This is a genomic window from uncultured Ferrovibrio sp., assembly GCF_937960835.1.
GTDB lineage: Bacteria > Pseudomonadota > Alphaproteobacteria > Ferrovibrionales > Ferrovibrionaceae > Ferrovibrio.
The window spans coordinates 54,802-61,830 of the sequence record NZ_CALGPC010000007.1 but is presented as its reverse complement, the minus strand read 5'-3'; the positions used below and the strand labels follow the sequence as shown (position 1 = coordinate 61,830).

At 59.5% G+C, this 7,029-nt stretch carries 9 protein-coding genes; 4 read left to right on the top strand and 5 right to left on the bottom strand.

Annotated features, from left to right (window positions below; translation table 11 throughout):
- Nucleotides 1–242: ribbon-helix-helix domain-containing protein (locus tag Q0603_RS07885; RefSeq protein WP_298724354.1), on the top strand; the 242-nt coding region annotated here is incomplete at its 5' end.
- A gap of 14 nt (nt 243–256) precedes the next feature.
- On the opposite strand, the gene Q0603_RS07880 is transcribed toward Q0603_RS07885, so the two are convergent.
- A complete protein-coding gene (locus tag Q0603_RS07880) occupies nt 257–937 on the bottom strand; it encodes a hypothetical protein (protein WP_298724352.1) in 681 nt (226 codons plus the stop codon).
- Nucleotides 938–957: 20 nt separating this feature from the next.
- Here Q0603_RS07880 and Q0603_RS07875 point away from each other — a divergent pair, with 20 nt between their 5' ends.
- Entirely contained in the window at nt 958–1,605 is a 648-nt protein-coding gene (locus tag Q0603_RS07875) for an NYN domain-containing protein (protein ID WP_298724350.1), read from the top strand.
- Nucleotides 1,606–1,784: 179 nt separating this feature from the next.
- On the opposite strand, the gene Q0603_RS07870 is transcribed toward Q0603_RS07875, so the two are convergent.
- The 4 genes from Q0603_RS07870 to irrA form a co-directional block, all read right to left on the bottom strand.
- The gene (locus Q0603_RS07870; RefSeq protein WP_298724348.1) at nt 1,785–2,378 is read right to left on the bottom strand and encodes a DUF3501 family protein; all 594 of its coding nucleotides are present in this window, start codon (nt 2,376–2,378) and stop codon (nt 1,785–1,787) included.
- Nucleotides 2,375–3,754: a heterodisulfide reductase-related iron-sulfur binding cluster gene (locus Q0603_RS07865; RefSeq protein WP_298724346.1), complete on the bottom strand. Its 1,380-nt coding sequence runs from the start codon at nt 3,752–3,754 to the stop codon at nt 2,375–2,377. The genes Q0603_RS07870 and Q0603_RS07865 overlap by 4 nt, the downstream gene beginning before the upstream one ends.
- Nucleotides 3,755–3,851: 97 nt before the next feature.
- Nucleotides 3,852–4,271: a rubrerythrin family protein gene (locus Q0603_RS07860; protein WP_298724344.1), complete on the bottom strand. Its 420-nt coding sequence runs from the start codon at nt 4,269–4,271 to the stop codon at nt 3,852–3,854.
- Between the two features lie 254 nt (nt 4,272–4,525).
- The gene (gene irrA / locus Q0603_RS07855; RefSeq protein ID WP_298724342.1) at nt 4,526–4,945 is read right to left on the bottom strand and encodes an iron response transcriptional regulator IrrA; all 420 of its coding nucleotides are present in this window, start codon (nt 4,943–4,945) and stop codon (nt 4,526–4,528) included.
- 269 nt (nt 4,946–5,214) lie between these two features.
- Between irrA and fabA the strand changes: the two genes are divergently transcribed.
- Nucleotides 5,215–5,745, top strand: a complete 531-nt coding sequence (fabA, locus tag Q0603_RS07850; protein ID WP_298724340.1) for a 3-hydroxyacyl-[acyl-carrier-protein] dehydratase FabA — start codon at nt 5,215–5,217, stop codon at nt 5,743–5,745.
- Nucleotides 5,746–5,748: 3 nt separating this feature from the next.
- Nucleotides 5,749–6,987 (top strand): beta-ketoacyl-ACP synthase I, encoded by a 1,239-nt coding sequence (gene fabB, locus Q0603_RS07845; protein ID WP_298724338.1) that lies wholly within the window; start codon nt 5,749–5,751, stop codon nt 6,985–6,987.
- Nucleotides 6,988–7,029 lie beyond the last annotated feature (42 nt).

The window sequence follows — 7,029 nt, the reverse complement described above, 5'->3', positions numbered from 1 at the left end:
CGCTCTTCCGATCCCCCCCCGCACCGGAGAAGCCTGTGGCTAATAAACCCCTTCGCTCCGGTGCACAGGAACCAAGTAAGGCTGGTCGTCCCGACCGGGCAGGGCGGGTTCTGATCGGCGGACATTTCGAAAGCGAATTGGCACGACGCTGGAATATCCTGGCCGCAGAACGAGGTGTCACTAAGCAAGAGCTTCTCCGGGAAGCGCTTACCGATTTGCTAGAGAAATACAAAGCGCGCTAGACAACTATACCGGGTTAAGCGGCCTGCACCTTAGAGTGGGTAACCTGTGCAGCCGCAGCCGTTTCCGGTAGCTGCCAAATTCCACGACCTGCAGACACAATCTGGCCTCTTAACTTCAAGCGGTGCAGGTACGATCGGAAGGTACTGTCCTTCAGAGCGTATGAGACGTCTTTGGCCTCTTGGAATAGGGTACTTGCATGTAAAGGACGGCCGGCGCTCTTCAACTGTTGTAAGATGCTGTTCTCGACAACGATCCGCTCATAGCTGTTTTTTCGGGCCACATCTTTGTTCAGAAGATCTTCCTGACGAACTTTCACTAGGAGTTTCTGCAACACACGCTTCTCCGACTCCAACTCAGCAATACGAGCTTCAATTCGGCTAAGCTCTTGAAGAAGCTTGACTTCCAAAGGATTTACGGGAGGGGTTGACGTCATGTTGCGGAGACCTATTTTGCAACAAAGAGAGAGAAGTACCTTTGAAAAAAATGCAGCGTTTTCAATTGCCAGCATAGCTTGACACTTGCTCAACGATATGCTAGCAACAACAAGTTGTCTTGTTGTTGCTAGCATATCGTTGTAGTTTACAAAAGAGAATTGTTGCGCTATTGGAAGCGCTCCTTTATAGAATGCATCACAAGTTACCACCCAGTCCTCTTCGGAGGCTGGCGCGAAGCCGCCGCTAGGCGGCTTCTGCATTTCTGGGGCCGAGAAAACGATTGGATACGATCGTCTATATTGACGGTTTCAATCTGTATTACTGTTGCCTGCGTAAATCACCATACCGCTGGCTGAACCTCTCCGCATTAGCGCGGAACTTGTTGCCGAATAACAATATCGTCCAGGCGAAGTATTTCACCGCAAACGTGACTCCTCGGCCAGGCAATCCTCAACAACACACCGATCAGCAGGCGTATCTTCGAGCTCTGGCCACTCTCCCGGATGTGGAGATTATTCGCGGCCATTTCCTCTCTCACCCAACCCGGATGCCGTTAACGAATCCATTGCCTGGCGGCCCAAGAACCGTCGAGGTGATGAAAACTGAGGAGAAGGGGAGCGACGTTAATTTGGCCGCTCACATGCTTATCGACGGCATCAAGGGCCGTTACAAAGTTGCCGTTGTAATTAGCAATGACTCGGATCTTGCCACCCCTATCCGCATGGTGAAAGACGAGCTGGGATTAAAAGTGGGCGTTATGCTGCCCCTGCTCCATAACAACAAAAAACGCCATCCTAGCCGCGAACTCACCAAGAGAGACACGGCTACCTTTGTAAAGCGCATCAGTGAACAGGCCTTGAAGAACAGCCTGTTTCCTCCGATCGTTCAAAACACGATCGGTCCAATCACAAAACCCACTGATTGGTAAATAATAACTCAGAAGCCCGTTAAGCAGTTTAAACGCCTCTGCTAGCCGAGCAGCGGTACCACGTACCGCAGTCACACAAAAATACGCGCACAGCGGCCCCATTTCCGCTTGTATTGGGGAAGGAATCGGGTATGTACCGAAAAGGCACATCGCCCTCAGAGCGATTGCGTGGAGCTGGGTTACACGAAATCCTGGGACAGACTTTCGCGCACCGCCTCGGGCATCACGGCGAGATGGCCGTATTCGGGATGCTCGACGCCGATGACGACGCGGCTGCCCGGCGTCTTGAAGGCGGCGACCTGCTCATCCGTGAAGGGGAAGCGCAGGAAATGCACCGACGAGGTCTTGCCGTCCTCGCGGGTGCGCTCGGTATCGTCTTCGGGGACGGCCTTGATCTTGTGGCTGCCGAATTCCAGGAAGATCGCTTCGTCGATGCCGCCGAGCTTGGCCAGCATTGCCTGGCGGCGCACGGGATCGTCGATCTCGATCATGAAGGTCGCAACCAACTCGCGGCCCTTGGGCACCAGCGGCGCATAGGCCGCCAGCTCGTCGGCGATCTGCTCCTCGCCGCCCTTCTCGATGAACAGCATCTCGTGGATCTGCCACCACATGGTGATGTAGTTCTCGAAATAGAAGGTGGTGAAGGGGCCAACGCCGACGCGGCGGTTCTTCTTCACCGCCACCACTTCGGCGCGCTTTTCCTTGCGCACCCGGGCGAATTCATCGAGCGAAAGAATGTCGGCGCGGGTGATCGTGGTTTTCGCGGTCATCATATCAACCCATAAGCTTTGGCAAACAGCTCCACCGGATGCTCGGCCTTGACCGGCAGGGTGAAGCCTTCCTTGTCCTTGCCTTCGCGCTCCATGCCCTGACGGATATGGATCGCCGCCAGCGGGCATTCCGAGGCGATATGCGCCTTGTTCTCCTTCACGGCGGTGCGCGCCACCGGCTTGCCCACCTTCATGCCGACTTCAAAGAACTCCTTGCGCACGCCCCACGAGCCGCCATGGCCGGCGCAGCGCTCGATCACTGCAAGATCGCTGCCCTTGTCGAGGCCGGGGATCAGCCGCAGCATCTCGGTCGCCTTGGCGCCCATATTCTGTGCGCGGGCATGGCAGGCGAGGTGCAGCGTCACGCCGCCGTCCAGCGGCTTCAGCCCTTCCGCCAGGCCATGCCTCTTGGCGATATCGACGATGTATTCGGAAATATCGAAGGTCGCCTGGCTCAGCTTCTTCACCAGCGGATCATCCGGCAGGATCAGCGGCCATTCGAATTTCAGCATCAGGGCGCAGGACGGCACCAGCGCCACGATATCGTAGCCTTCGTCGATCAGCGCGGAGAAATGCTGCGATACGGAACGGGCCTTGGCGGCCACGTCGTCAATATCGCCCTGCTCCAGCCGCGGCATGCCGCAGCAGCCCGGATATTCGACGCGCAGCTCCACGCCGTTATGCGCGAGGATCTTCTGCGCCGCCACGCCGATATCGGGATTGTTGTAATTGCCAAAGCAGGTGGCATAGATCGCCGCCTTGCGCTTGCCGTAGGCCGGCGCCGCCTTGTTCACGGCCGGCGCATCGCTCCTGGCCCTGGCGACGAAGGTCTTGGCGTGGAACTTCGGCAGCTCGGCATCGTGATGGATGTCGGCCACCTTCTCCATCAGATTGCGGGTGAAGCTGTTCTTGCGGTCGGACGCCCAGTTGGCGATCGGCGCCGCAAGCCTTGCCAGCTTGCCGTTGCGATCAGTCTGCGAGAGCTGGTCGCCGATGGCATCCTTATGGCCGCGTTTCCGCTCGGCGGCGCGATAGCGCAGCATCAGATGCGGAAAATCGAGATTGAACTCGTGCGGCGGCACATAGGGGCATTTGGTCATGTAGCACAGGTCGCAGAGCGTGCAGGCATCGACGACCGGCTTGAAATCCTTGGAGTCGACCGAATCCAGCTCGCCGGTGGGCGCGGCATCGATCAGGTCGAACAGACGCGGGAAGCTGTCGCACAGATTGAAGCAGCGGCGACAGCCGTGACAGATATCGAAGATGCGACGCATCTCCGCGTCGATCTTCTCCATGTCGTAGAAATCGGGATTCTGCCAATCCAGCGGATGGCGGGTGGGCGCTTCAAGGCTGCCTTCGCGCATGATACTTCCCCGCATGCCCGGACTGCCGGGCGTTATGGTGCGCCTAACGCAAATGCATCCGGAAGGCCGCTTCGGCGGCCTTCCGGTTTATCACGTCACCTGGACAGCGGGCTTACGCCAGCGTGTCGAGCGCTTTCTGGAAACGGCCGGCATGGCTCTTTTCAGCCTTGGCCAGCGTCTCGAACCATTCGGCGATTTCGTCGAAGCCTTCCTCGCGGGCGGTCTTCGCCATGCCGGGATACATGTCGGTGTATTCGTGGGTTTCGCCCGCGATCGCCGCCTTCAGATTCTTGACGGTGTCGCCGATCGGCTCGCCGGTGGCCGGATCGCCGACCTCAGCGAGGAATTCCAGATGGCCATGGGCATGGCCGGTCTCGCCTTCCGCGGTGGAGCGGAACACGGCGGCGACGTCGTTATAGCCTTCCACGTCGGCCTTCTGGGCGAAATACAGATAGCGGCGGTTCGCCTGGCTCTCGCCGGCGAAGGCTTCCTTCAGGTTCTGATGGGTCTTGGTGTTCTTCAATGCAGGCATGGCTGGTCCTCCTGTCCGTTTTTTCTCTCCCATGCCGCCCACGCGCCGGGTCACCGGATGATGGGCATCCGGATGGCTTCTGGGCGGCGAATATCCCGCAACCGGCACCGCGAAGCTTCGAATGGGGCAGCTGCGGGACAGAGATTCGGGATGGTCCGGATTATGACCCCGGCCCCTGGCCTGTCAAGGTTGTTTTGAACGATTCTAATTTAGTCGAGGGTCGCTAATGACGGGCAAGTTCCTCGCCCGGGTCATCAGTCCTGCAACCGGACGATGACATCCACCCGCGCGATCTTGGCGCCTTCCGGCGCCTGCGGCAGCCGGGCGACCGCAATATCCGATTCCGGAATATCGCGCAATTCCCCGGTTTTTTCGTAATAGAAATGGTGATGCGGGGAAAGATTGGTATCGAAATAGGCCCGGCCCGCGTCAACCGTCACCATACGGAGCAATCCGGCGGCGGTGAACTGATGCAGGCAGTTATAGACGGTGGCCAGCGACAGCTTGGCGCCATGACCGGCCGCCTCGTTGAACAGGCTTTCCGCCGTCACATGGCGATGGCCCCGGCCGAACAGGATCTCAGCCAGGACCAGGCGTTGGCGGGTCGTGCGCAGACCCGCGGCGCGCAGCTGTTCGGCGGCCGCCTGAAACCGTGGCTCGATCACCTTGCTCATGGCTGTGGATATATAGCACCCGAGCGGGGCCGACAAATAGTGCAATTGTAACAAACTGCAACGAAACTGTTGCGACTGGCCCCTGGATCACTACATTGTCCGCGGAAGGCGGAAACAAGTCCGAGACTTAAGGGCCCCTCCCTGCCGGCCAGACCAGATGGTTCAGACCCCAGATGGTTCAGACCCAAGGTCCGGCTGGAGCGGGAAACAGGCCATCTTGAAGGGCGATCCGCTTTCCAGGCGCAACATTGGGGTTGAGGGTTCCGCACGTGGAACGAAAGTCGAGCTATACCTACGAAGATCTGTTGGCTTGCGCGCATGGCAAGCTGTTCGGCGAGGGCAATGCCCGGCTGCCGCTTCCGCCCATGCTGATGCTCGACCGGATTCTCAAGATCGCAGATGTGGGCGGCAAATACGGCAAGGGTGAAATCGAGGCTGAACTCGACATCAAACCCAACCTGTGGTTCTTCCCCTGCCATTTCGAAAACGATCCCGTCATGCCAGGCTGCCTTGGCCTCGATGCGATGTGGCAGCTGGTCGGCTTCTTCCTCGGCTGGATGAAGGCGCCGGGCCGCGGCCGCGCGCTGAGCGTCGGCGAGGTGAAGTTCTCCGACATGGTCACGCCGGCTGCCAAGAAGATCACCTTCCATATCGACATCAAGAAGGTGCTGATGCGCAAGTTCGGCATCGCCGTGGCCGATGGCACCATGTATATCGACGGCAAGCCGGCCTATGAGTGCAAGGACATGCGGGTCGGCGTTTTCCCCGATGGCGTCGCTGCCGCCGGAGCAGGAGCGTAAAATATGCGTCGTGTCGTCGTTACCGGTCTCGGCATCACTTCCTCCATCGGAAACAACGCAGAGGAAGTGGCAGACAGCCTGAAGGCCGGACGCTCCGGCATCGTCTTTGCTGAAGAATACGCCAAGCTCGGCTTCCGCAGCCAGGTGCATGGCACGGTGAAGATCGATCTCGACGCCGTGATCGACCGCCGCCAGCGGCGTTTCATGGGCGACGGCGCGGCCTATGCCTATCTCGCCATGGAACAGGCGATCAAGGATGCCGGCCTGGAGCAGAACGACGTCGTCAACGAGCGCACCGGCCTGATCGTCGGCTCGGGCGGCGCTTCGACCCGCAACCTGGTGCAGGCCGCCGATATCACCCGTGAGAAGGGCCCCAAGAAGATCGGCCCCTTCATGGTGCCGCGCGTGATGTCGTCCACCTGCTCGGCGGTGCTGTCGACCGCCTTCAAGATCAAGGGCGTCAACTATTCGATCACGTCTGCCTGCTCGACCTCGGCGCATTGCATCGGCAACGCCGCCGAACTGATCCAGCTCGGCAAGCAGGACATCATCTTCGCCGGCGGCGGCGAGGAACTGGACTGGACCTTAAGCGTGCTGTTCGACGCCATGCCGGCGATGAGCTCGGCCTTCAACGACACGCCGGAGAAGGCCTCGCGCGCCTATGACCGCGACCGCGACGGTTTCGTAATCGCCGGCGGCGGCGGCATCCTGGTGATGGAAGAGCTGGAGCATGCCAAGGCGCGCGGCGCCAAGATCTATGCCGAACTCGTCGGCTATGGCGCCACTTCGGACGGTGCCGACATGGTCGCGCCCTCGGGCGAAGGCGCGGTGCGCTGCATGAAGCTGGCGCTGGCCGATGCCGCCCGCAACGGCCATGGCCACAATGCGCCGATCGACTACATCAACACGCACGGTACCTCGACGCCGGCCGGCGACATCACCGAGCTGAACGCGATCAGGGAAGTCTTCGGCGAGGAAATTCCGCCGATCAGCTCGACCAAGTCGCTCACCGGCCATTCGCTGGGCGCTGCCGGCGTGCATGAATCGATCTATTCCCTGCTGATGATGCGCGACGGTTTCCTGGCCGCGTCCGCCAATATTGAAAATCTCGATCCTGGCGCCGAGGGCTTCCCGATCATCCGCGAGCGCAAAGACAACGTTACCCTCAATCGCGTGATGTCGAATTCCTTCGGCTTCGGCGGCACCAATGCGTCTCTGATCTTCCAGCGCTACGACGCTTAACGCGGCGCCGGATTTCTGCGACCTCACCATTAAACATTTCTG